This window comes from Vibrio sp. 811 (genome assembly GCF_033339195.1).
This window is the reverse complement of record NZ_JAWOUB010000008.1, coordinates 42,542-66,540: the sequence shown is the minus strand read 5'-3', so window position 1 is coordinate 66,540 and position 23,999 is coordinate 42,542. Positions and strand designations below refer to the sequence as shown.

11 protein-coding genes and 2 pseudogenes are annotated in these 23,999 nt (G+C 44.2%); 8 read left to right on the top strand and 5 right to left on the bottom strand.

What is annotated here, in order from left to right; translation table 11 throughout:
* Nucleotides 1-172: 172 nt before the first annotated feature.
* Nucleotides 173-1,405: a mannose-6-phosphate isomerase, class I gene (gene manA / locus R7Q46_RS14090; RefSeq protein ID WP_213871411.1), complete on the bottom strand. Its 1,233-nt coding sequence runs from the start codon at nt 1,403-1,405 to the stop codon at nt 173-175.
* Between the two features lie 76 nt (nt 1,406-1,481).
* Entirely contained in the window at nt 1,482-3,389 is a 1,908-nt protein-coding gene (locus R7Q46_RS14085; RefSeq protein ID WP_047731690.1) for a fructose-specific PTS transporter subunit EIIC, read from the bottom strand.
* A gap of 385 nt (nt 3,390-3,774) precedes the next feature.
* Between R7Q46_RS14085 and R7Q46_RS14080 the strand changes: the two genes are divergently transcribed.
* Nucleotides 3,775-4,617: a helix-turn-helix transcriptional regulator gene (locus tag R7Q46_RS14080; RefSeq protein WP_006742228.1), complete on the top strand. Its 843-nt coding sequence runs from the start codon at nt 3,775-3,777 to the stop codon at nt 4,615-4,617.
* A 34-nt stretch (nt 4,618-4,651) separates the two neighbouring features.
* Here the strand turns inward: R7Q46_RS14080 and R7Q46_RS14075 are convergent, their stop codons facing one another.
* Nucleotides 4,652-5,428 (bottom strand): PTS sugar transporter subunit IIA, encoded by a 777-nt coding sequence (locus R7Q46_RS14075; RefSeq protein ID WP_213871410.1) that lies wholly within the window; start codon nt 5,426-5,428, stop codon nt 4,652-4,654.
* A gap of 8 nt (nt 5,429-5,436) precedes the next feature.
* Nucleotides 5,437-5,739, bottom strand: coding sequence for a PTS fructose transporter subunit IIB (locus R7Q46_RS14070; protein WP_193292733.1), 303 nt, complete (start codon nt 5,737-5,739; stop codon nt 5,437-5,439).
* Nucleotides 5,740-6,006: 267 nt separating this feature from the next.
* Between R7Q46_RS14070 and R7Q46_RS14065 the strand changes: the two genes are divergently transcribed.
* The 6 genes and pseudogenes from R7Q46_RS14065 (at nt 6,007) to R7Q46_RS14045 (ending at nt 11,562) form a co-directional block, all read left to right on the top strand.
* Entirely contained in the window at nt 6,007-7,875 is a 1,869-nt protein-coding gene (locus R7Q46_RS14065; RefSeq protein ID WP_213871409.1) for a fructose-specific PTS transporter subunit EIIC, read from the top strand.
* Nucleotides 7,876-8,007: 132 nt separating this feature from the next.
* Nucleotides 8,008-8,787 (top strand): annotated as a pseudogene (locus R7Q46_RS14060) (IS5 family transposase).
* A 324-nt stretch (nt 8,788-9,111) separates the two neighbouring features.
* Nucleotides 9,112-9,762: pseudogene (locus R7Q46_RS14055) on the top strand (sodium:calcium antiporter); the annotation flags it as partial.
* A gap of 221 nt (nt 9,763-9,983) precedes the next feature.
* Nucleotides 9,984-10,214: a mechanosensitive ion channel domain-containing protein gene (locus R7Q46_RS30810; protein ID WP_372061282.1), complete on the top strand. Its 231-nt coding sequence runs from the start codon at nt 9,984-9,986 to the stop codon at nt 10,212-10,214.
* Nucleotides 10,215-10,301: 87 nt separating this feature from the next.
* Nucleotides 10,302-10,442, top strand: coding sequence for a hypothetical protein (locus R7Q46_RS30805; protein ID WP_372061284.1), 141 nt, complete (start codon nt 10,302-10,304; stop codon nt 10,440-10,442).
* Nucleotides 10,443-10,986: 544 nt separating this feature from the next.
* Entirely contained in the window at nt 10,987-11,562 is a 576-nt protein-coding gene (locus R7Q46_RS14045) for a hypothetical protein (RefSeq protein WP_033906398.1), read from the top strand.
* Between the two features lie 303 nt (nt 11,563-11,865).
* Here the strand turns inward: R7Q46_RS14045 and R7Q46_RS14040 are convergent, their stop codons facing one another.
* The gene (locus tag R7Q46_RS14040) at nt 11,866-12,840 is read right to left on the bottom strand and encodes a peptidoglycan DD-metalloendopeptidase family protein (protein ID WP_318077555.1); all 975 of its coding nucleotides are present in this window, start codon (nt 12,838-12,840) and stop codon (nt 11,866-11,868) included.
* A 253-nt stretch (nt 12,841-13,093) separates the two neighbouring features.
* Between R7Q46_RS14040 and R7Q46_RS14035 the strand changes: the two genes are divergently transcribed.
* Nucleotides 13,094-23,635 (top strand): tandem large repeat, encoded by a 10,542-nt coding sequence (locus tag R7Q46_RS14035; RefSeq protein ID WP_318077554.1) that lies wholly within the window; start codon nt 13,094-13,096, stop codon nt 23,633-23,635.
* Nucleotides 23,636-23,999: the final 364 nt, after the last annotated feature.

Genomic DNA, 23,999 nt, shown 5'->3' with positions numbered 1-23,999 from the left:
ATAGTAAAAAAAAACCAATAACTATATTTTTGTATCACACAAGCTTAAGTGTGATTTAGCTCTCCAATATATCAATATAAAACTAGGATGAATGAATATCAAAAGCCAATAACGGCGGTTATTGGCTGAACTATAAAATGTAACAGTATGAAGGAAGCTTAATTAGCGTTCACTAACTGTGAGCGCGCGCAACACGACCTTCACAATCCAAAGTGACCTGTTTTGCGTAAGCCGGAATGAAAACTGATTGTCCTTTTTCAACCACGCATGTTTCACCGTTTGCGTGAGTTAGCACAAGTTTGGTATCCAGAGGCATAAGGATCTCAGCGGTTTGAACTTCTAGAGTACGCTGGTGAGCTTGTTTAACGATGGCGAATTTGAAATCGTCCACAGGAATTGGGTATTCCAACATATCGTCGATTTCAGTCGGTGCAAGCAATAGGCTGTCGAATGGCTTCTCATTGAAGCGTGTACATGCAACAAGCTCTTTCACGTCCATGTATTTTGGTGTCAGACCTGCGCGCAGTACGTTGTCTGAGTTTGCCATGATCTCAAGACCTGTACCTTTTAAGTAAGCGTGTGGCGTTTCTGCATCCAAGAACATAGCATCACCCGGTTGTAGGGTAATCACATTAAGCATCAGTGGTGCAAACAAACCAATATCGCCAGGGTATTGCTTCTCTAGCTCAAGAATAAGGTTGAACAGAGGTAAGTCGGTGATGCGAGCTTGAGCCAATAGCACCGTCAACGCCATCTCTTTCTGTTCGCCCTCTAGTGACAGTAGACCCGAGAAGAAGGTCGCCAAGCCCGTTGGCGTTTGGTTTGCGATTAGATCATCTACCAAACCTTGTAGCTCAGGAATCGCCAGCTCAGAGAAGAAGCTGATGATTTCACTTGTTGGGCGGAATCCATTCATCGCTTGGTATTCGGTTAGCGCGTAAACCAATTCTGGTTTGTGGTTTGGATCTTTGTAGTTACGGTTTGCAGCGGTTAGGGGAATGCCTTGTTTTTCTTCCAGTGCAAAACCTAGTTCTGCTTGTTGCTTGTTTGGGTGCACCTGAATCGACAGCGCTTTCTCAGCGGCAAGCACTTTAAACAGGTATGGAAGTTCACCAAAACGGTTTGCGACTTCTTCACTCAGAAAAGCATTCATGTCTTGAGCAATCAGTGAAGAGAGTTTGGTCTCCTTGCCGTTTACCATCACCACTGAGCAACCGTTTGGATGCGCGCCCATCCATACTTCTGCTTGTGGTTCGCCCGTTGGGTTTTCAATGCCAAACAGTTGGTTAACAGAAGTAGTACTGCCCCAAGCGTAGTTTTGAATCACGTTGTTCATCAGGAAAAACATCGGATGCTTAGCTTGAGTTTGAATCGTTTGTGTATCGGACATCGTTAAATCAGACATAGAGTGTCACCATGAGAGAAAATCATGGCTTGGGCGACATTGCCCAAGCCATAGGAGCCATTTGGGGGAGGGGGGATTAAGCAGCTGCTTGCATCATTTTTGCTTTACGTACTTTCTTCAACGTTACACACGTTACTGCGGTAACCGTTGCGCCAGCTGCCATACAAATCAGAGCAAGGACTGGGTGGTTCATCGCGCCAAGTAGAGCGACCACGGGACCTCCGTGAGCAACGCTGTTGGTGATGCCGAATGAGAACGCCATTACTGCCGCCACCATTGAACCAAGTACGTTTGCAGGAATCACTGACATTGGATCTTGCGCTGCGAATGGAATAGCACCCTCAGAGATACCCACCAGGCCCATTGCACCTGCGGCTTTACCTGCTTCGGTTTCTGATTCTTCGAACAGGTCGAACTTACGACCAAGCGCCGTTGCCAGTGCCATGCCTAGAGGAGCAACAGGGATTGCACACGCCATCGCACCCATGAATTGAGTTTGACCGCTCGCAATCATGCCCACAGAGAATAGGAATGCGACCTTGTTGAATGGACCACCCATATCGAAGCCAGCCATACCACCAAGTACGATACCCAGTAGAACGACGTTACCTGTACTCATGCTAGTGAGTAGCGCAGTCAGACCGTCCATTAGGCTTGCGATTGGCGCGCCGATAACGAAGATGAATAGACCTGCGATGAATAGCGAACCTGTGATTGGTGCGATCATGATTGGCACCAAAGGTTGGATGAATTTGTGGTAGTTAATCGACGTAATCCACTTCACGAAGTAACCCACAAGCAGACCTGCGATGATGGCACCGATAAAGCCTGTACCAGCGTCTGCGCCGTAGAAAGAACCGTTGTTTGCAATCCAACCACCGATCAAGCCAGGAGCTAGAGCTGGGCGGTCAGCAATCGCGTAAGCAATGTAACCGGCAAGGATTGGGATCATCAGCGTAAAGGCAACCACACCGACATTGAGGATTTGGTTCCACATGCTGCCTTCAGGAATCGCCATGCCCGCTTCACTTGGCTGACCACCGACGGCAAGAGCAAGGGCAATCAACAGACCACCCGTTACGACGAATGGGATCATGTGTGATACGCCATTCATCAAGTAGCGATATAAGTCAGAACGAGCTTGAGAAGCTTTGTCGGCAACCGACGCTTGCGTATTGCCATTGGACTCAGCTTGGTACGTCGGTGCGTTTAACGCTTCATTAATCAGTCCTTGAGCATCGCGGATTGGGGCTTTTACGTTGGTTTTAACCACGCGTTTGCCCGCGAAGCGGTTCATGTCAACTTGCTTGTCACATGCCACGATGATGGCATCTGCACGCTCGATTTCTTCTGCGGTTGGACTGTTTTTCACACCGATTGAACCATTCGTTTCAACCTTGATTTCGTAACCCATCGCCGCAGCACCTTTCTCCAGTGCTTCTGCTGCTAAGTAGGTGTGCGCAACGCCCGCAGGACAACCGGTAACACCAATGACGAAACCTTGGTTTGCTGGAGCATCTGTCACTGGTTGCGGTTCTTCTTTAGCAAGAAGGAGTGCCAGTGCGTCTTGGCTGTTTGTTGCACCTAAAAACGCATCGATGAAACCATCTTCAATCAGTTTTGAAGACAGTTCTGCAAGTACTTCGATGTGGTGGTTATCGCCACCGTCTGGAGAAGCGATCATGAAGAACAGCTTTGAAGGTAAACCGTCTTCCGCGCCATACTCGATACCTGATTTGCTAACGCCGATCACAACCGCCGGTTCAATCACAGCGGCGCTTTTCGCGTGTGGAATTGCCACGCCATCTTCAAATCCGGTATTTCCTAATTCTTCACGTGCTTTTATATCTGAAAGAAATTGTGTTTGGTCAGAAATACGACCTTGGGCGTGTAGAACTGCAACCAGTTCTTTAAATACGTCTTCTTTTGAAGATGCTTTAAGATCAAGCTTAATTAAGTCTTCATTTATTAGTTTGGTGATCATTGTCGAACCCCTATAAATATAATTTTTATTTCAGGGGTATTTTTAAATTACTGAGAAAAAGACTGTAGTGAAGAAAAAATGCATTTGCTGGAGGATTGTAACCGACTAACTATAGTGTGATTTAGATCGTTCACTGGACAAATCTAGCTGCATATCTGTGACATGATGGATAAGAAGCTAAACGATAAGTAAAATGTGGCGTTGCTCCCATTTAAAAAGGGATTGAGTGTTTTTGATAGAGTTTTTGTTACTGGAAATTTGATGCGTTAACTGGATTTTTGTAACATTAAAATGGAAGTGTGATTTTGCTCAATAGCACAAAAATCCAGTCCGGTGTATATCTATAGTAAATAGCATCATTGATGCATATATAGAGTGTGAGACAATGATTTTTCATGATTTAATTTCAGCGGTATTAAATGAAAGAGAGCCATTTCATAATATTTGGTTTGCAGGAGATTTTCATACGCCGCCTGAATTTAGCTATCAAGTTAATTTCCCTCGCCTAGAGTTAGTTCTGGATGGGGAATATATTAATGAAATGGAAAGTCATGATCGAAAAGTAACGCACATCGTTGCTAAAAAAGGCGACGCGATATTTATTCCACCTAACTGTTGGAATAAACCAGACTGGGATACCGATTGCTCAGTGTTAAGTATTTTGTTTGGGCGTCGACAACTTGGGTTAAGTTTGGTGAGCAAACGCAAAGGTGAGGCAAACTTTTACGATATTCAAAAGCATAGCATCCAAACACGCTCAGGATTTGCGATAGATAACATCTTAGAAGCGTTGAGCTCACTGGCTCGTGAGAATACTAAAAAACCAATGGATGAGCTTTTACTGCAAGCATTACTGCAATACGCGAAGACGATGTTGGATGCTCCAGTCGAGCAGCAGTCACATAGCCGTGTACAAGATCTCTATCAAGGGATTTGTATCTACATTCAAGAGAACTTCCATCGCCCAATCACACGTGACAGCATTGCGTCGAGATTCAGTATTTCCTCGAACCATTTGTCGCGCTTGTTCCGTCAGCAGGGGCACATGACCTTGGCAGACTACATTACTTGGGTACGCGTGGATCGTGCGAAGTTTATGCTCAAGAAATACAACTTCAAACTCAATGACGTGTCAGTGCGCTGTGGATTTAAAGACGTGAACTATTTCTGCCGAGTATTTAAGAATCGTACAGGCAGAACGCCGACGGAATATCGTGGTTCGATTTAAACCTTCAGTAAGAGTGCGTAAATCATAGAGAAGTTTAGGCGAGCAGCCTCGACATGGCGTACATCAGCAGCGCTTGTAAGTCGACGCTGCTTTTTGTTAGTAGTAGGCGTTCCGCCATTTGTTCGGTAAGCAGATTTCGTGTGAGGTTAGTAGCCACAATGATCTGTTCTCGGGTCGGCTTTTCTGGTATCACCAGTGCTATAGCCAGATGAACATCGCCCACTTTCGAAGCCCAATCCATCGACTTTTCATTTGCAATAACGGCAATGGAAATATGGTCAACACCTGAAAACATCACATGCGGTAGAGCGATCCCCGGAGTCACGCAAGTTGATGAGCGTTCTTCGCGTTTAATAAAAGCAAGAATCAGTTCGTCGGGATAAATGGGGTGGATGAGCTGAGCTAGTCCTTTGAGGCATTCAAACTTGGTGAGCTCGGTATGCGCTTTGGCGTACTGCCATTTGATTTCACAAGGTGGGCAAATCTGCGGTAAACGCTCGGCTAGTTGGCTAGAAAACTGATAGTTGATATGAGACCCCACCACAGTAAAGTGTTCAGCAATTATGTCTTTGATGACGAAGCAGGCCAGCTCTGCGTCAATGCCAATCGCTGTGATTTGACACAAATCACCTTGTTGTAGACCTGCTTGCAAAATCGCCACGGACTTGGTGAGTTCCGCAACACGATTTTGCGTTACATTAATGATATGTAAGGTACTTTTGAACTTCTTTGACACTCGATTGAGTGGCTGAGCAACGTGCGCACTGGCATTTGCATTATCGACGAAAAAGGTGATTTGGTATTCGTTCATCTACAAATTTAGTCGCGGCAGTGGGCGAGGAATACTTTGTCGACGTTCAGCAAAACCTCTTCAATGGGGATTTGAATTTTGCGCGTCCCTTCGAATCGGCCTGGTTGTTCTATCTCAATATCCGACACGATCAAAACCCGATCCGCTTGAGCAATATCGTGAGGAGTGAGCTGATTCTCTATCCCCATCGCACCTTGCGTTTCTACTTTAATTTGCACGTTATGTTTTGGCGCAGCTTTCATGAGTGCATCTGCCGCCATATAGGTATGAGCGATGCCTGTAGGGCATGCTGTCACCGCTACGATTTTCATGTTCTATCCATTTTATTTTTTGTGGATATTAACACAGCCACCGCAGATTGAATTGATTTGAGCTGGATTAACGCAAGAGCTCTATCACAGTTTGAATCTCATGTTACATTAATCCAGTTAATGCACTTTTAGTCCTATATATCAAAGGGTAGGCACTGGTTAATCTATGCCCAAATAAAATGAGTAGGAACGCATACGAGCCAGGGGATCCTGTATCTCAAACTCACTTGGGTATATATTCGAGCGTGAATATTGGAAGGTAAAGCAATGGACATCACAAACCTAATTGAGCTGGAAACGATATGTTTAGATCTAAAAGCTCAAACCAAAGATGAAGCGCTCAAAGAGCTGGTCGATATGCTAGAGGCCGCTGGCAAGCTCAACAGTCAAAGCCAGTTCTTGGCAGATATCTGGAAACGAGAAGAGATCGGTAACACAGGATTTGATGATGGTATTGCGATCCCTCATGCCAAAAGTGATGCTGTAGCGCAACCAGCTGTCGCGGTCGGGATCAGCCGTAATGGGATTGATTATGGCGCCGAAGATGGCGAGCTGTCCGATGTGTTTTTCATGCTGGCGTCTCCAGATGGTGATGATCATCATCACATTGAAGTATTGGCACAAATTTCCACCAAACTTATCGAAGACGGCTTTGTTGAAAAGCTCAAGCTGGCTCAATCGCGAGAAGAAGCGCTTGAGATGCTGACTGATATTCAAACCCAATCCAATGAATTTCTCCCGACTTCTTTAGAATTTGCATCAGAACCCCTGAGCCCTTGGGCGCAAAAACTTGGCCGCATTAAAGAGCACCTGCTGTTTGGCACATCCCACATGATCCCGTTTATTGTTGCGGGTGGTGTGTTGTTGTCGTTATCGGTGATGATCTCTGGACACGGTGGTGTACCACAGGAGGGCATTCTGGCCGATATTGCCCAAATGGGGATTGCTGGCCTGACATTGTTTACTGCCGTTCTTGGCGGTTACATTGCTTATTCCATTGCCGACAAGCCGGGCCTTGCGCCGGGTATGATTGGGTCTTGGATTGCGGTCAGTCATTACAATACGGGTTTTTTAGGTGCAATTGTGGTCGGCTTTTTCGCCGGCTTTGTGGTTTGGTTGCTGAAGAAAATTCAACTGCCGGACAGCATGAGTTCGCTCGGCTCGATCTTTATCTACCCACTGGTTGGTACGTTTGTTACCTGCGGCGCAGTGATGTGGGTGATTGGTGCGCCTATCGCCAGCGCAATGACGACCATGAATGATGTGCTCACGGGGATGGCGGGCTCGGGCAAAGTGATGTTGGGTACCGTACTAGGTGCAATGACCGCGTTTGATATGGGCGGTCCTATCAACAAAGTGGCGACTTTGTTTGCTCAGACACAAGTAAATACTCAACCGTGGCTAATGGGTGGTGTCGGTATTGCGATCTGTACTCCGCCGCTGGGCATGGCGTTAGCGACTTTCCTATCGCCAAGTAAATTTAAACGTGATGAACGTGAAGCTGGTAAAGCAGCGGGCATCATGGGCATAATTGGTATCAGCGAAGGAGCGATTCCGTTTGCGGCGGGCGACCCAGCTCGCGTCCTGCCTGCGATTGTTGCTGGTGGCATTGTTGGTAACGTGATTGGCTTTATGTTCCACGTAATGAACCATGCCCCTTGGGGCGGTTGGATTGTTCTCCCTGTCGTGGATGGAAAAATTGGTTACATCATCGGCACGATTACGGGCTCAGTTACCACTGCATTGATCGTGATTGCACTAAAGAAAACCGTCACCGAAGATGAAAGCTACACTGGTCATTCTCAAGTATATGGTTCCGTTCAAGGCGAAGGTGAGGCAGATGTTTTGGCGGTTACATCTTGTCCATCAGGTGTGGCACATACGTTCTTAGCGGCGAAGTCATTGGAAAAAGCGGCTTGTGCACTCGGCATTAAGATTAAAGTCGAAACTCAAGGGGCGAATGGCGTCATCAATCGAATTACCGAGAAAGACATCGAGAAAGCGAAGTTTGTGATCTTTGCTCATGATGTCGCGATCAAAGAACCGGAACGTTTTCGAAAAGTAAAAGTGTTGGATGTCAGTACTAAGGATGCCTTGCTTCATCCAATTGCTTTATTGCAAAACAAGAATGAATAGCTATCTTTTAGTTAGCACTTTCTTCGTTAAATTTACTATATATTTGGTCGACTAAGTCGGTAAACTGGCTCCAATTTGGACTATCGAGCACTACCTCAGAGTAGTACGATCTTGAAACCAGTTTGGCCATGGATGACATCTCTAATCAACCGTGGTTCTCTCACTTTCTGGATTGATGAAGAAGCCATTCGCAAGTGGAAGCAGAATAAGCAAGGTAAACGTGGTAAACCGTTTCAGATCAGCGGCTTAGCCATTATCACTGTGCTTATAGTGAAACGAGTTTTCTCAATACCGTTGAGAACATTGCAAGGGTTTATCGATTCTGTTTGTTTCATTGGCTAACGTCCCTATAGCCTGTCCACATTACAGTTGTATCAGTCGAAGAGCTAAGCAAGTCGAGGTTTTATTTAAACCAAAGACTAGAGGTGTAATATATCATCTAGCCCTCGATGCGGCAGGTCTCAAGGTCTATGGTGAAGGTAAACGGAAGGTCAAGAAGCATGTAACTGGCGGGAAGTGTAGAGTCTGGAGAAAATGGCATTGAGCTATCGATACCAGCACTTACGAAATCGTTGCGGCAGAACTGATTTTATCTAATGTTACCTATGCAGAAGTCCTCCCTTACTTGCTCAAGCAAACAAGTCGTAAAATCATAGCGATATTAGGTGATGGCGCTTATGACACAGGGGATTGTCACGATGTCATACGTATCCAAGTGTAAGTGGAAAAAAACGATACGGCTACCATAAACGCTCACTATCAGAGACAGCAATGTATCGAGTGAAGAAGTTGTTAGTTGAGCGGTTAAGCCTGAGAAACTACAATGCTCAGGTTGATGAAACTTACGCCATGATTAAAGAGTTGAACAAACTTACAGGGTTTGGTATGTCTGAAACTCAGTGTGCAGTATGAGAATTGCTCAACTTCAGGCAGTTTGGTGCTCTGACCGAATTACGAAACAAAGACCCGTTTGGTTCTAAAAGCACTCGTCTGGACTACCGATGTGAAGAATATGAAGAGTTAGCTAAAACAGAATCAAATAAATTTGGCCGAGGAGAGAAAATGAATCGAGATATAGGTTTATAGGTTTATAGGTTTCGCCTAGCTATTTAACAAAGTATTTAAGATTGATTCGAAACACGTGGTATTACCAGTTCAAATTGAGTTTAGTGTTTACGGTGCAATGAATTTGTTCTGATCCATTGATACTGAATACTCTCGTAAGGGACTTTTTCCATACTTTTAGTCATTACGCTTGGCGTTGGTGCAATGCTATGGAATCACCATATCAGCACGTTAGAAGCCTGGACTTTGATTGGTGGATTCATGCTTTTGATTGGTTGGTCAATCTGGAGCGCACTACGCTCAAAGGGAGACTACTTAGAGCAAGAGACGGGCTACGAACTGTCTAGCCAACGTATGTCACAGAAGTCTTCCATTTTCTGGCTGTTTACAGGGTTAGTGTTACTGATTATCAGCTCGCGCATTTTGGTGTGGGGAGCTGTGGAAATCGCACAACAACTCGGTGTCAGCGATTTATTGATTGGCCTAACTATTGTGGCTTTAGGAACGTCATTGCCCGAATTAGCGGCATCTATAGTGGCGGCTCGTAAAGGCGAGCATGATATAGCTGTGGGTAATGTGGTAGGCTCAAATATGTTTAACTCCTTAGCAGTCATCGGTATTGCGGGCACCATTGCACCTATTGCCAATATTGGTGCTGAAGTCTTCTGGCGTGACTGGACATCGATGCTTTTTGTCACGGGATTACTGCGGTTGACCGCCGCTCGTTTTGGCAAATCACAGACGATTTCTCGCAGTGAAGGCGTTGTTCTGTTGGTGTGTTATTTGGGATACAACAGTTATCTAATCTATGGAGCGCTTTAATACATAAATATTGAACAGTGAACTTATTGAGTCACGCAGTAAGATGGAACACATTACGGTTTTTTATGATACGCGTTAGGCACTCGTTGTGCTGATCTTGCAAAATACGCTCTTGACAATTTTATCTTGGCTTATGTGGTATCCAAGCTCGTCAACCTCGGGATATTCAAAAAGACAGACAAAGTCAGTGGTGGAGATGAAATTATCGCTCGCTGTCTCAAGTGGCTTCTTATGCGGTTTGTTTAGTCGCACTTGTAGATGTTGCCAGTTTGGTAGCTTTAGTGGGTGCAGCGGGTTTAGCGATTGGTTTAGCTCTGAAAGGCACCCTGAGCAACACTGCCGCAGGTATCATGATTTTATTTCTGAAGCCGAACAAAAAAGGTGGGTTTGTTGAATTCGGAAGCTGCTCAGGTAGCTTGGTTGATATTGGTTTATTCACTCCCGTGTTTTAGACGGCAGATGGCCTTTACATTTCTAGTTAGAACAGTGTTATTTGGAGCTCAACTGTTTGTAATTTTAGTCATAGCAACAAACGTCGTATGTATATCATGGTTGGTATCTCTTACCAATATTTAGTCGAGGTCGGGTTGAACGTACTTAAAGAACTGGCGTTATCCCAAGCGCATATTCTTAAAGATCCTGAGTCTCAAGTAATTGTTCGCATGCTGGCTGATAGTTAGATTGGCCTCCAGCTTTGCGTCTGACGTCCAACGGATAAATACTGAGAAACCTATTGGTCGGTGCAGAAGCAAGTGAAGCTAAATATCAATACGGCTGGGTTAGCTATATTCCTTTTCCCGCAGAGAAATCTTTACATGAAGTGGTTGTACAGTAATACTGAAGGTAACTTTCTTACCTATGGTTTTTTAGTAAACTGTCGGGTTCACAAAAATATCAACTTATGGTTCCTTTAAGTGATATCAACAAATGGTTGCTTTTTGAGTAAGCTATTGAAGTGAAAGAAATCGTAGATATCACTTTATGGTTGTTTCGATAGGAGGTTCGAATCATTATGAGCCGTAAGTAGCGCTCTTTTTGTCTCAGTTTTCTTAGCGGCGATGTATTCGTGTATACATGCAACGGTTTTTAGAGATAGGTTGGAATATTAGTCGAAATTTGAAACTGTAAACGCGTTTTTGGGACTAGAATTAAGTATCATGAAGATAATATTTGTCATTATCTTCAAATTCTTGTGAAGAAAGAACCAGTTTGGAAACTAGCTTAATGAGTATATATCAGGTAAGAAACCTCAATCGTTACTTTAAAGTTCTTGAGCATGATCCGTATCAGAGGGCCATAGATGCGGGCGATGATGATCTGTTGAATAGGCTTTTCAATGAGCCAGTAAGAGCAGAGGGTTTGTCTGATGTTTGGGTAGAAGAGAGTGTTCAATTTACGGCTCACTACAAGACATCGGTAAAAACCCCTGACATATCTGTTTGGGGAACGTGTTTAGTGCTGACGCTGCGAGCGGCTGAAGTGCTTAAACCATACATTGAAACAGATGGTGAGTTTTTACCTATAGTGATTGATGGTGAGAAGTTTCAGGTTTTCAATGTCATGAGCTTTGGAGAAGAAGACCAGGAAAATACGAAACACGAATATATTGATGAGCATCCGGTTGGCTTGACGTCGCTTAAGTTCATCGAGTTGAGCGTTGCAGATAAGTATGTTTTTAAGTCGTTGATGCAAGGGTGTAACTTGCTGTATTGCGATGATAAGCTAAAGAACTTGTGTAATGAACATGACCTGCGTGGTGTCGAATTCGATCTCGATCTACTAGATGTGTTCGACTACTAGTAAGCCGTTTCATTTTTATTGTCTCGTAGTTACCAATTGATTTTTTCTGTGACTACTTAGTAATACTAGTTATGAGTTTCTTTTATGTAATAACGTTTATTGTTGAATTTCTGAGTTTGAAACGTGATGTCACAAAGTATCACTTCATGGGTATGTAAATAAAGATTAGAATCATTAAGAGCCGCATGTAGCGGCTCTTTTTGATCCTGAAATTGGTTAGTGGCGACAGACTACGAAGCGCTCAGAGGGTTACGAGGACTCGCTTCAGATAAATGAAGAAAGAGCGAATCGAAGTGGATGTTGTTACCTATTTGACTGCTCATACCGTTGCCATTCCGCTGTTAACTCTGCTTTTTCTTTTCTCGCTGCAATCAGCATTTCTATATTTACGTCAGTGTTTGGGTGCCTTTGAATGTATTGCTCGTAATCAACAGGAACACCATTGATGTGCAGTTCAAGATGTAAATGCGGCCCTGTTGTTCTTCCTGTGTTACCCGTTTTCCCTATCACTTGTCCTCGGCTGATCTTCTCACCAACATGGACGTTGCGCTGAGATAAGTGTAGGTAGCGTGATACAGAGCCATTTGTGTGGCGGATATTAATATAGTTGCCCGCAAAACGGTTGTAGCGGGACTTTAAAACGATGCCATCAGCAATACTACGAATCGGTGTACCTACAGGTGTGGCATAATCAGTGCCTAAGTGCGGAGTCGTTATATTGGTCACTGGATGTGTTCGCTTTAAGTTATAGTCAGAGCTCACTCTGTAGTTTTTATCAAAGGGTGAAGAAAACATGAACTGATTATTTATCGACACACCATGCTCATCAAATACGTTGCCGTGACCATCATTGATAATAAATAAATCAGTTTTACTGCCTAAATAGTAAAAAGAACTAATGTAAGTTTCATTTTTACTATTTAATTTAGTTCTTAAGATAAAGTTATCACCTCTTTTAATAGAGTCAATAATATTAAACTTGCTTTTGATCAGTGCTAATAGCAAGTTGATCTCTTTTTGACTCACTCCTGATTTTAATAATGAAGCGACAAAAGAGTATTCAACCACACCGATAGTGATTTTTTGCCTACGAGTATTCTTTTTAATTGGTGGCTGCACATTCTCACTTTCGAATTCTAAAGGCTTGATGGTAGGTAGCCTATCCACAGGAGTGAGGAAGTAGTGAGAAAGCGATACGCTAATCAATATGATTAACGCAGTAGTGATAAGGGCTACGGTAGGAGCTTGCACACTCCTTTTTATTATTAAAATAGTCATTAGTTTTGTTGATTTATCAATACTGACAGTTGTGCGTAGAGTATAATATTTTAAATAAAAACTAGCATTAAAGCATGAGTAATTCCTCTGTTTTAACTAAGTTAATAATTATAGGATGTGATAATAATTTTAATAATTCAGTCAAAGTGACGGTTGGCTTGGTGTTTATGCCTATTTTGTTGGTGTTAATGTCACGTTGAGAAAATATTTTTCAATAATATAATCTCGGGAAAATATATTTTGCCAAATTACTATGTTCGCTAAAAATACGCTGAAATTAACATTAGGTCTTACGCTTACATCTCTTTTATTGAGTGCATGTGGTGGTGGTGATGGAGGAGACAACACACCTCCAGCTAGAAGCAAAGGAAGCATTTCCGGTATGGTGTTTGACGCCCCAGTCAATGGCGCCAAGATTGAGGTTTTCGAGTTCAAAAATGGAAACTTAGGTCGGAAGTTGGCTAACACGACGTCTGATGCCTTCGGAAACTATCTGCTAGAGTTTGAATCGTCGTCAATGCCTCTTTTTGTTGTTGCAAAAGAGGGGAGTTATACCGATCCGTTTACAAATGAAACGGTATCTGTGAGTAATGCGAAGACACTTAAATTTGAAGGTGTTGTGAACTTTAAAGAGGGGAGTGAGCAAAAGTTAATGCTTACTCCGCTGTCGAACTTGGCAGCAGGCTTGGCAAAGTACAAAATTTCTCAGGGGGCCACAGATGAAAGTGCCTTTTCAACTGCTTTGGATAGTATCAATAGCATGTATGGCTTTGACGTAAATGAGACCAAACCTATTGATATTACCAAAGGTGGGCAAAGCAGCTTTGCTAGTGTAGGGCATCAATACGGCGCTTTATTAACAGCATACTCGTCTTACTCTTACGATCTTATTAAAAAATACGGCAACAGCGATAACGTCTACACTTCGATGCACTTCGCTGACATCCAATATCGGGATGTTATTGCAGATGGTGTTCTTGATGGACTTGAAGTGAGCCAGACTTCCGGAGCAGTGACTCCCCTCAGCTTTGGACAGAAAAAGATAAACAGCGACGTTTATACACGTGACTTATCTCAACATGTTTTGATCGTGGTAAACGACCCAAGTATCAATATTTCTGGTACTGATGCTGCCGACTATGTCGACTTTAGTAAGAAGCTTAATGATTTAGGTACATATGGCAGTACAGATGGCGTCATTCCACCGCGAGATGGGACGGAGATCGATACCACAGCTCCTATCGTGACACGCATTGACCGTGATGTACTTGCTGGCACCGATAAAGTTGATCTAAAAATTGTTGATGATATCGGTGTAGAAGACGTATCCGCCTTTATTCAGTATCAGATTAATGGCTCTTGGTCTGGTGAATTTCAATGTAACGACATACAAGATTTTGGAAGCACATTCTGTTCGGTTGAATTTGATGATTTTGAAGTTGGCCTTCGAGAGACCAACGTTAAAGTTAACATTAATACCAAAGAGATCGATAGTGTGGATATGAACCCTGCCACAGGGCTCTCAAACGTAACAGCAGCACGGTTAGTCTTATATACAGCGGATGTACTGGGTAATGAGTTAACTCCAGGCAGCCATTCGGGTCTTCATATCAACTTTGAATGGGATAACGATGCGCCTGTTATCGATATTACATCGGCGAGTGCAATTAATAACCAACTTAAAGAATACGTTCTGAAAGGGGTTGTAAAAGAAAGCTCGCAAGAGATTAGTTCGGTCAGTATTTCATTTAAAGATGGCTTACATGAGGGCGTCACATGTTCTCCTGTCACTGTAGAGTCTGGAAATGCTTGTGAGTTTAGTAAGGCTTACCCAACTGATGAATTCCTATCTACGACGGTCTTTGAGGTTCGAGCTAAGGATAGCAAAGGCAATACGGGCTCTGCGCAGCATGCAGTAAGTCGTGACGATCAAGCGCCAGCACAGACGATAACCTATCCTGAAGGTACGTCAATGACGTACGTAAATGTGGGTTTAGATGGTGAACGAACCACTTACGATGGTATCTACTCTCAAGATACGTACACCCCAGACAATGTTCAAGCAAGCCGCGATTTCCTGAAGATTGACTATGCGTACGCAAGTTTAGGGATTCAGAACTCATTAAAAGGGATAGATTTTAGTAACTTCAACGCTAATTTATTGAAAGAGAATAAAATCCCTTATGTTCGTGTGAAAGTTTCAGACGTAAATACCGATACGGTTTTAGGCTCCAACGCTAATAAGCTTAAGCTCGTCGTCAAGTACTACGTAAGCCAAAACAACGATAACAACTACTCACTTCAGCAAGTTATTGACACAACCGCATCCGATGACGATTACATCGCAAAAATTCCGCACGAAACGCTGTTAGATAGCAATGGGCGAGTAGAGGATGTCATCTATTACATTCCTTTTGTAAGAGATATTTTGGGTGACAGCTTTAAATCGGTATCAGAAAACAGTAGTCAAAAGTTAGTCATTCAAACCGTCGATGAGTCTGATAACGAAAGCACTCCAAGAGAAGTATATTTTAGAAGTAGCTTTGACCTACCAACCATAAAAGTGGTGACACCATTTATTGGTGCGCGAGCTCAACTTGAAGGGTTGAGCCCAAGTGGTGAATTCACTTCACTTGCAAGTTGTACCACTATCCAGCAACTGGAAAGTGACCAGTCCATGGCTCTTGACGTAGCGAGCTGTGAAACCACAACTGACGTAGTGAATTATGATTTCATGCGTGTTCGTTTAATTGGTATCGAAGGCAGTGAGCCATACTATTACCAATGGAAAAGAGATCCAGGGACCAAGAAAGTTACGGTTGACTTAAACAAGGCCAATATTGGTGTGTATTTTAAGCTCAAAGGTTCTCAAACTTACTATATTACTGAACTATCGACATATCAGACTGGTTTGTTTGATTTCCAGTGGGATCAAGTGACAGCGGGAGAGAAAACTTCAGAACGTGCGATTCAAATTCTTGATGAGGTGCGCTACGCGTTATCAGGTACGAACAACAACTCATTCTTTGGGTTTGACCCAACGGTTGTGCCTTATGCAACCAATGAAATGCTTACGACTAAAGCGATTCCAGACAAGCCATCAAATGACTATCTACACCGATTCCTTGTTGAAGCAATTGATAGTATTGCCGAGAGAATGCCAAGAAATAACTCATTAGATTTTGCATCTGCTATTTACGATGATTTTAGCTACGATGGAAAAGCAAATGGTGTAGGGGCAGGAGGAAGTCAAGTTACGCTCGATTCTTACACGTTTGGCGCTGAAACTTACCGAAAAGACCTGGCGCAATCCTATTATGAAATCATGGCGAGCAAATACGGTATTGAGACCAATATCGCGCAGCTCTATGCTGATGATATTTCGATGGCTAATCCTGACTTAAATGGTAAGAACATTTTTGATACAGAGGGTAGCAGTATCGATACCTTGCCTCCGCAGCCAAAATTAACCATTGAAAGCGGCAGAGAGACGATGGTTGGTAATAGGCTTTATATCGCTGGCGAGGTTGTTTCTAAAATTGTCCTAGACGATCCTTCTGGTATTGTAGGAACCGACGCTCACGGCCCGAAGTTTAGCACGATGTGGTATCAAGCCAATGAGCCAAACATTGAAATACCACTGGACATCAACATCGTAGAAAACTCAGACAGCAGCAATGCTTATCGAAAAGAGTACTTCTTCACCCTTAACTCCCAGTCTAGTGAACTAAAAGATATTATAGAGTTTGCCGTGGAGACCAGTGCTATGGACCCACATGGCAATGCGTATGGTTACAATGGTAAATCTCCGTTTATAGAATCGGTGTTTATTGATAACGACTTCCCTAAGGCCAGTTACCTTCCACCCAATGATGTCGATGGTAAACCTGTAGAAAACGGTATTTATTTAAATGCGAACAATACTCATGAATTAACCTTCAACGTTGAGGATATTGTTGGTGATAAGCTTGCCTCGAGGGGCCTTGTTTTCTACCAGCAAACCGGTGAAAAAGTAACATACACACCAGAAAACTTTGCAAGTAACTCGAAAGACGCGTTTAAAGTCAAACTATGTACGGGCGAGATTTGTTCAAATCAAGGCTCTACGATTTATCCTGGTGATGGAGATTGGTTAGTTGTTGCAGCAGCAGAGGACAACTTAGGTAACTCCGTTTCAGAGTTAACTAGCACCGCTCCGAGATTCAATATTCGTATCGACTCTGAAGCTCCTATTGTAAAAAGTGAGCAGGTTCAAAGCCGTTTAGGTGGTAATAACCAATGGACACCTGTCATTGATTGGGGGACGTTAAGCTCTGGCAATAACGTAAAAATAGATTTGCGCCGCGGATCTGGTCAGGCTCTGACATTAGAAAGCTGTGACCCTCTAACAGAGGTGTGTGACGTACCATACCTAGTTGGTGAACAGCCTGACGTCAAAGTCCAACTGGTTTCAAAAGCATTTGATTACGATGAATGGAATGAGTTTTACGTCACTGCGACGGACAACGCTTATCCTGCCAATGTTAGTACAACAGGGAAATTTACCTTCCAAGTCGATAATAAAGGCCCTGAAATCATCCTAAATACACCTTGGGTTGAAGACACATTGTCCAAAGAGAACTACGTCATAGGGCGTGAGTTCAACGTGCGATTTAAATCCGTAATAGACGATTCAGACCTTGAGCAAGTCTCGCTGTATCAAAGTGGTAAAGATTCGCCAATTAAGACAATTGTACCAACGGATTCATCTAAAGAGTTTGTCATGTCTCTGATCAAGAGTGACACAGATAAAATAGACATTTCTGAAGATGAAAAAACAACGTCATTGTATGTAAAAGCAACCGATATTTATGGTTTTGAGTCTAGTTCTAACACGCACAAGGTTATTCTTGATCGTGATGGACCAACATTAGGATTAAGTGGTTTCAATGCGAATGACTACTACTTAGGTAACTATGTCTTTGACCTAACGGCTCTAGACCTAAATGCAAACGGTGATGTTTCAATTAATGGTGTCAATCGAGAAAGCCTAGAGTATTGGACGTTTAGCGATCTGGAGCCATTACCTGGCTCTCCCGGTACAAAAATCAATGAGGATCTCAAAGTGAGCCTTGGTGATTTAGGTTCGGGTACCCACAAGATTCGTTTAAAAGGGTCTGATGTTCGTGGCAACACAACCTTAACCAGTGATGAGCAAGATTTTACCGTCAAAGTGTACAACTCAATCCCGCAGGTGACGCTGGCGATGAGTTACACGGATGGAACGCCAATTACAAACAACACCATCTATCAAGATGGGAATATCGTACTTACGCTTGATATTGTTGATGATAGTGGCGTTGATCGAATTGACTCAACGTATAGATTTTCTGGTGAGCAAAACGGGACTAACTTTACGTTCTCAGAAACCGCAGATGGCACTTGGACCGCAACGTTGCTTTCTACACAAATTGCCAAAGATGGTAATTATGAACTTGATATCAAAGTTTATAACAAAGTTCGTTACCTTGATGAAAAAGACCGAAAGGTTGGAAAAGTAAACCAAACCTTTAGCGTACAGCGTGAAGGCGTGGTTCTAACAGTTGAAAGCCCGCTGGACTTCCAAAATTACTTATCTGATGGTGTTCTTGATGTCACCTTTACTACATTGAGTGCGGTCAAAGCCAAAACGTTAGAGTGTTGGGTTCGTGAAGAATACAACTCTCTGGATGCGCCACCAACTAATGAGCAACCAACTTCTGGTGTTATCAACGTATCGCAAGAACCTTACAGTTGTAGTGTCAATGTTGGGCAAAACATGACCAAAGCACCTGTTACTTTGATCACTAAAACCTTGGGTACAAATGGGCGTGAAACGATCAACAAGTTCAATTTCTCGATGGTGGATATTGATGCACCGACAGTCGTAGATGGTAACTCATACAGTTTTAAAGGAAGTGATGTTTGGTTTGATGAAGCTTTGAAGAAGAAGATGCTCACATTTGAGCTCTCTTTCAATGATGCTTTATCAGGCGTGAATACCGAAAGTTCAGATGAATATCCAAAGTTGGTTCGTAATCTTGGCAACAAAGCTTATACACCAACGACTTGTGCCAAAGGTGTTGGAAATATCAAGTGTACGTATTCTGAATCCTATGCCGATATTATTGATGGCCTGAGTACAACTCAAGAATACAAAATCAAGAACTTATCTGATTTAGCAGGAAACTTGACGCCAGAGCACGATCTACTGCTTGAATTACCTAAAGGTTCGGTAGTCGTTGAAATTACTGATCCGGTTGGAAACACAACCATTAATGGTCAGCAGCTTGTCGCCAAATTCAGAATTAAGCTGTATGAAAACTCTAGACTAGACAATGTGATGGCCAGGTTTGGAACGGAATCCTACAACTATAAAGATAATCCGGAGAAGTTTGCACAATTAGAGGTGTGTGCAGATGATCCAACCTACAAGTGTTCAACATTTACAAGTGAACTTCCTAGCGATGCGGATGGAAAAACGATCAGGACAACGATTACCGCAACGGATGTGTGGTCGAGAGTCGGTGAAGCGACCGTTGATATTAAAGTTGACAACACACCTCCAAGTGTTGGCGATGAGATTATCGTAACCGAATCGCCAACAAATCCTGATAATGTTCGTTTTCGTTTTGACATAACGGACACTGGTAGCAGCCTGGCAAAAGTAAACTACTCGGTTTTAAACCCGAGTTATCAAGAAGAAAGAGTAGAGGATGGGAATGGTTCATCTACGTACTTTGAACTACCGAAATCTCAGTTAGAGGGGCGTGGTTCAATCACAGTAGACATCAAAGCGACAGATAGCGTCGGACTGTATTCTGATATCAGAAAAGTCATTGATATTAGTGTTCCTAAAGTCACAGTTGATTTCGATGGAATTACGAGTTTGCAGGGTGGGAAACTGTTTTTAACCAAGGCAAGCCAGCCGTTTACGGTATCTACGGTGGAAGGAGAAAGAGTGAAAGCTTCACAATATTCTGTGGAGCTTATTCCAAGCCTCGGTGATTCCTTGAGTTACTCAGGTGATGTTATCTCATCTAGTGGTAATGGAATGATGAACTTTGCCGTCGATAACCAAGGGTCATATACCCTTAAGGTGACGGTGACGGACTCAGTTGGAAGAGAGAATACAAGCTTTGAATTACTAGGCAAAAGTTATGATGGAAAGGTTATCGAATCTATTGTTGATTATGACGCTCCAAGTATTTCGGGCTTAAGTGCTAATCAAACCTCTAAGGTGCCGACAAACGATAAGTATCAACTAGAAATTAGTGCATACATTACAGATAAAAATTTAAATCTCGTCACGTCAAAAGCGGTGAGTGGTGGTAGCACAGTGGCTCCTCAAGCGATTACTGAGCCGACAACTGAAGCGGGGCCTTATGTTATAAGCTATTTGTTACCGAAAGGCGATCATACGATCACGGTGGCAGCAACAGACAAGGTGGATAACAAGAGTGAAAGTTCTATTGATGCGCATGTGGAAGCGGCAACCGTTCCCGGGCTAAGTATCTCTACCGCCTCAAGCGCCCCTCTTTTTGGAGGTGAAGAGATTACACTTACGTTTAACTTTACAGAAGAAGTTACGAACTTTGATATCTCAGATGTCCATCTTGTCGCTAGTGATAACGGCGCAACAGGAACGTTAAAGCAAGATACGTGGTCCACTTCAGACAACGTTACGTGGACGGTTAATTACATCAGTCCAGAAAAGCAAGATAAAAACATAACAATACAGGTAGAGGACGATAGCTACCAAAGTACCAACACCATTCCTGGAAAAGGAAGCAGCTTAAGTATCGCGGTTGAAGGAACCTTACCAAAACTAACCAATGTGACATTTAACCCCGAGCATCAGAGTGCGGGTCAAAGCGTGAATGTATCGCTTGAGTTTGACAAAGAGATCCAAGAGGCGACCGCTACGCTTGGCGGCAATCGCATTAGTTCTCTGTCAGCAACGGCAGATAAAAAGGTCTGGGTTGGTGATGTACAAGTTCCGAGCACCGCGCTGTTAAGTGTCGACTTGGTTGTTAGTCAGTTTAAAGATTTGACTGGCAACATAGGTGAGGATAACACCGCTCACGAATTGCCAATCACGCCAACCTTAGCTATTACGCCAGTGGGCAGTGTGGATGAAACGCATGCCGCCACGCTACAATTCGAAGGTACGTCGACACGTTTTGACGGCCAGTCCCTGCGTCTTGAAGTGAAAGCCCAAGGCAGCGCGACGGTACTAAAAAGCAGCAGCGCGACAGTACAAGCCGGTGGCACTTGGACCAGTGACGCGTTTGATATGAGTCATCAAACCAATGGCACTTATACTGTGATGGTGACGGGGATGAACTCGGCGGGGATTGAAGTGAGTGAAAGCCAGAGCTTTACACTCGCGCAGTCTCTGCCAACGCTGACTAACGCGACGTTTACGCCTGAGCACCAAGCCATCGGCCAACGCGTGACGGTAACGCTGGAATTCGATAAAGATCTGCAATCCGCCGCAGCGGAGTTAGGTGGTGCGACGATCACTTCATTAGTGGCAACCGCGGACCCAAGTGTTTGGACTGGTGATGTGGTGGTACCAAGCACGTCAGAGCTGAGTGTGGCGTTGCTTGTTCGTGACTACCAAGACTTATCAGGGAATACCGGTAGCCAGAACACGGCTTACTCCATGCCGATCACGCCAACCTTAGCTATTAAGCCAGTGGGCAGTGTGGATGAAACGCTTGCCGCCACGCTACAATTTGAAGGTACGTCGACACGCTTTGACGGTCAGTCCCTGCGTCTTGAAGTGAAAGCCCAAGGCAGCGCGACGGTACTAAAAAGCGGCAGTGCAACAGTACAAGCCGGTGGCACTTGGATCAGTGACGCAATGGATATGAGTCACCAAACCAACGGCACTTATACCGTGATGGTGACAGGGACGAACTCAGCCGGCATTGAAGTGAGTGAAAGCCAGAGCTTTACACTCGCGCAGTCTCTGCCAACGCTGACTAACGTGACGTTTACGCCTGAGCACCAAGCCATCGGCCAACGCGTGACGGTAACGCTGGAATTCGATAAAGATCTGCAGTCCGCCGCGGCGGAGTTAGGTGGCACGACGATCACCTCATTAGTGGCAACCGCGGACCCAAGCGTTTGGACTGGTGATGTGGTGGTACCAAGTACGTCGGAGCTCAATGTGGCGTTGCTTGTTCGTGACTACCAAGACTTATCAGGAAATACCGGTAGCCAGAACACGGTTTACTCCATGCCGATCACGCCGACCTTAGCTATTAGGCCAGTGGGCAGTGTGGATGAAACGCATGCCGCCACGCTACAATTTGAAGGTACGTCGACACGTTTTGACGGTCAGTCCCTGCGTCTTGAAGTGAAAGCCCAAGGCAGCGCGGCGGTACTAAAAAGCAGCAGCGCGACAGTACAAGCCGGTGGCACTTGGATCAGTGACGCAATGGACATGAGTCACCAAACCAATGGTACTTATACTGTGATGGTGACGGGGACGAACTCTGCGGGCATTGAAGTGAGTGAAAGCCAGAGCTTTACACTCGCGCAGTCTCTGCCAACGCTGACTAACGCGACGTTTACGCCTGAGCACCAAGCCATCGGCCAAAGCGTGACGGTGACGCTGGAATTCGATAAAGATCTGCAATCCGCCGCGGCGGAGTTAGGTGGCACGACGATCACCTCATTAATGGCAACCGCGGACCCAAGTGTTTGGACTGGTGATGTGGTGGTACCAAGCACGTCAGAGCTGAATGTAGCGTTGCTTGTTCGTGACTACCAAGACTTCTCAGGGAATACCGGTAGCCAGAACACGGCTTACTCCATGCCGATCACACCAACCTTAGCTATTACGCCAGTGGGTAATGTGGATGAAGCGCATGCCGCCACGCTACAATTTGAAGGTACGTCGACACGTTTTGACGGTCAGTCCCTGCGTCTTGAAGTGAAAGCCCAAGGCGGCGCGACGGTATTGAAAAGCAGCAGCGCAACGGTACAAGCCGGTGGCACTTGGACCAGTGACGCAATGGACATGAGTCACCAAACCAACGGCACTTATACCGTGATTGTGACAGGGACGAACTCAGCGGGCATTGAAGTAAGTGAAAGTCAGAGCTTTACTCTCGCGCAGTCTCTGCCAACGCTGACTAACGTGACGTTTACGCCTGAGCACCAAGCCATCGGCCAAAGCGTGACGGTAACGCTGGAATTCGATAAAGATCTGCAATCCGCCGCGGCGGAGTTAGGTGGCACGACGATCACCTCGTTAGTGGCAACCGCGGACCCAAGTGTTTGGACTGGTGATGTAGTGGTACCAGACTCGTCAGAGCTGAATGTGGCGTTACTAGTTCGTGACTACCAAGACTTATCAGGGAATACCGGTAGCCAGAACACGGCTTACTCCATGCCAATTACACCGACAATACACCTAGACGTTATCAACGATGTTACTGGAGTGGAAAGCGTGACAGTAAGTGGTAGCAGTGAACGATTTGAAGATGGTGAGTTCATAGATATCAAAGCAGTCGACGCTGATGGTACAGAAGCCACAGGCATGGCAACCGTGCTTTCAGACTCATGGACAACTGATTTAGATCTTTCAGGACTGAAGGAGGGGGTAGTGACGATTTATGTAAATGGTACCAACAAGCTTTCCGCCTCTGCCGAAGAGGCTCAAGCAACATTTAACTATGATCGTTTCGCAAGTACAGCCTCCTTAGGTGCTGTTTACAACCGATATTTTAGTGATAACAAAACTTTAAAAAATGCGGCATAAATAAAGCGAGCGTTTAGCTCGCTTTATTTCTTTGGGACTTTTTGTGATATTTATCAAAATAATTGCCTTTATTGATAAGTTACTCGAATTAATGAATCGTCTTAATACAAGGCTGAATAACTATAATAACTAGGCCAATGTTGCTTTTAGGTGTGTATGACGTGATTGTGATGGTCGCTCGGCAGGTGCTGTGGTGAATGTGTCGCGTTGAAAATCTTTTTAAATATTATATATTTACGCTCGTTTCTATACTCTGAGTATAGTGTTCTGCATGAGGTCGATGGGTAATACCTCGCCTCTTTAACTCGCGATGAAGCAAATTTAATCCTAGCAAGCTTCAGAGCAGTTACTTTTGTGAGTGCGT

Coding starts and splice junctions, on each gene's coding strand:
- R7Q46_RS14085 (WP_047731690.1), bottom strand. CDS start 3,389: ATGATCACCAAACTAATAAATGAAGACTTAATTAAGCTTGATCTTAAA.
- R7Q46_RS14065 (WP_213871409.1), top strand. CDS start 6,007: ATGGACATCACAAACCTAATTGAGCTGGAAACGATATGTTTAGATCTA.
- R7Q46_RS14035 (WP_318077554.1), top strand. CDS start 13,094: ATGTTCGCTAAAAATACGCTGAAATTAACATTAGGTCTTACGCTTACA.
- R7Q46_RS14040 (WP_318077555.1), bottom strand. CDS start 12,840: ATGACTATTTTAATAATAAAAAGGAGTGTGCAAGCTCCTACCGTAGCC.
- R7Q46_RS30805 (WP_372061284.1), top strand. CDS start 10,302: ATGTATATCATGGTTGGTATCTCTTACCAATATTTAGTCGAGGTCGGG.
- R7Q46_RS14070 (WP_193292733.1), bottom strand. CDS start 5,739: ATGAAAATCGTAGCGGTGACAGCATGCCCTACAGGCATCGCTCATACC.
- R7Q46_RS14045 (WP_033906398.1), top strand. CDS start 10,987: ATGAGTATATATCAGGTAAGAAACCTCAATCGTTACTTTAAAGTTCTT.
- manA (WP_213871411.1), bottom strand. CDS start 1,405: ATGTCTGATTTAACGATGTCCGATACACAAACGATTCAAACTCAAGCT.
- R7Q46_RS14080 (WP_006742228.1), top strand. CDS start 3,775: ATGATTTTTCATGATTTAATTTCAGCGGTATTAAATGAAAGAGAGCCA.
- R7Q46_RS14075 (WP_213871410.1), bottom strand. CDS start 5,428: ATGAACGAATACCAAATCACCTTTTTCGTCGATAATGCAAATGCCAGT.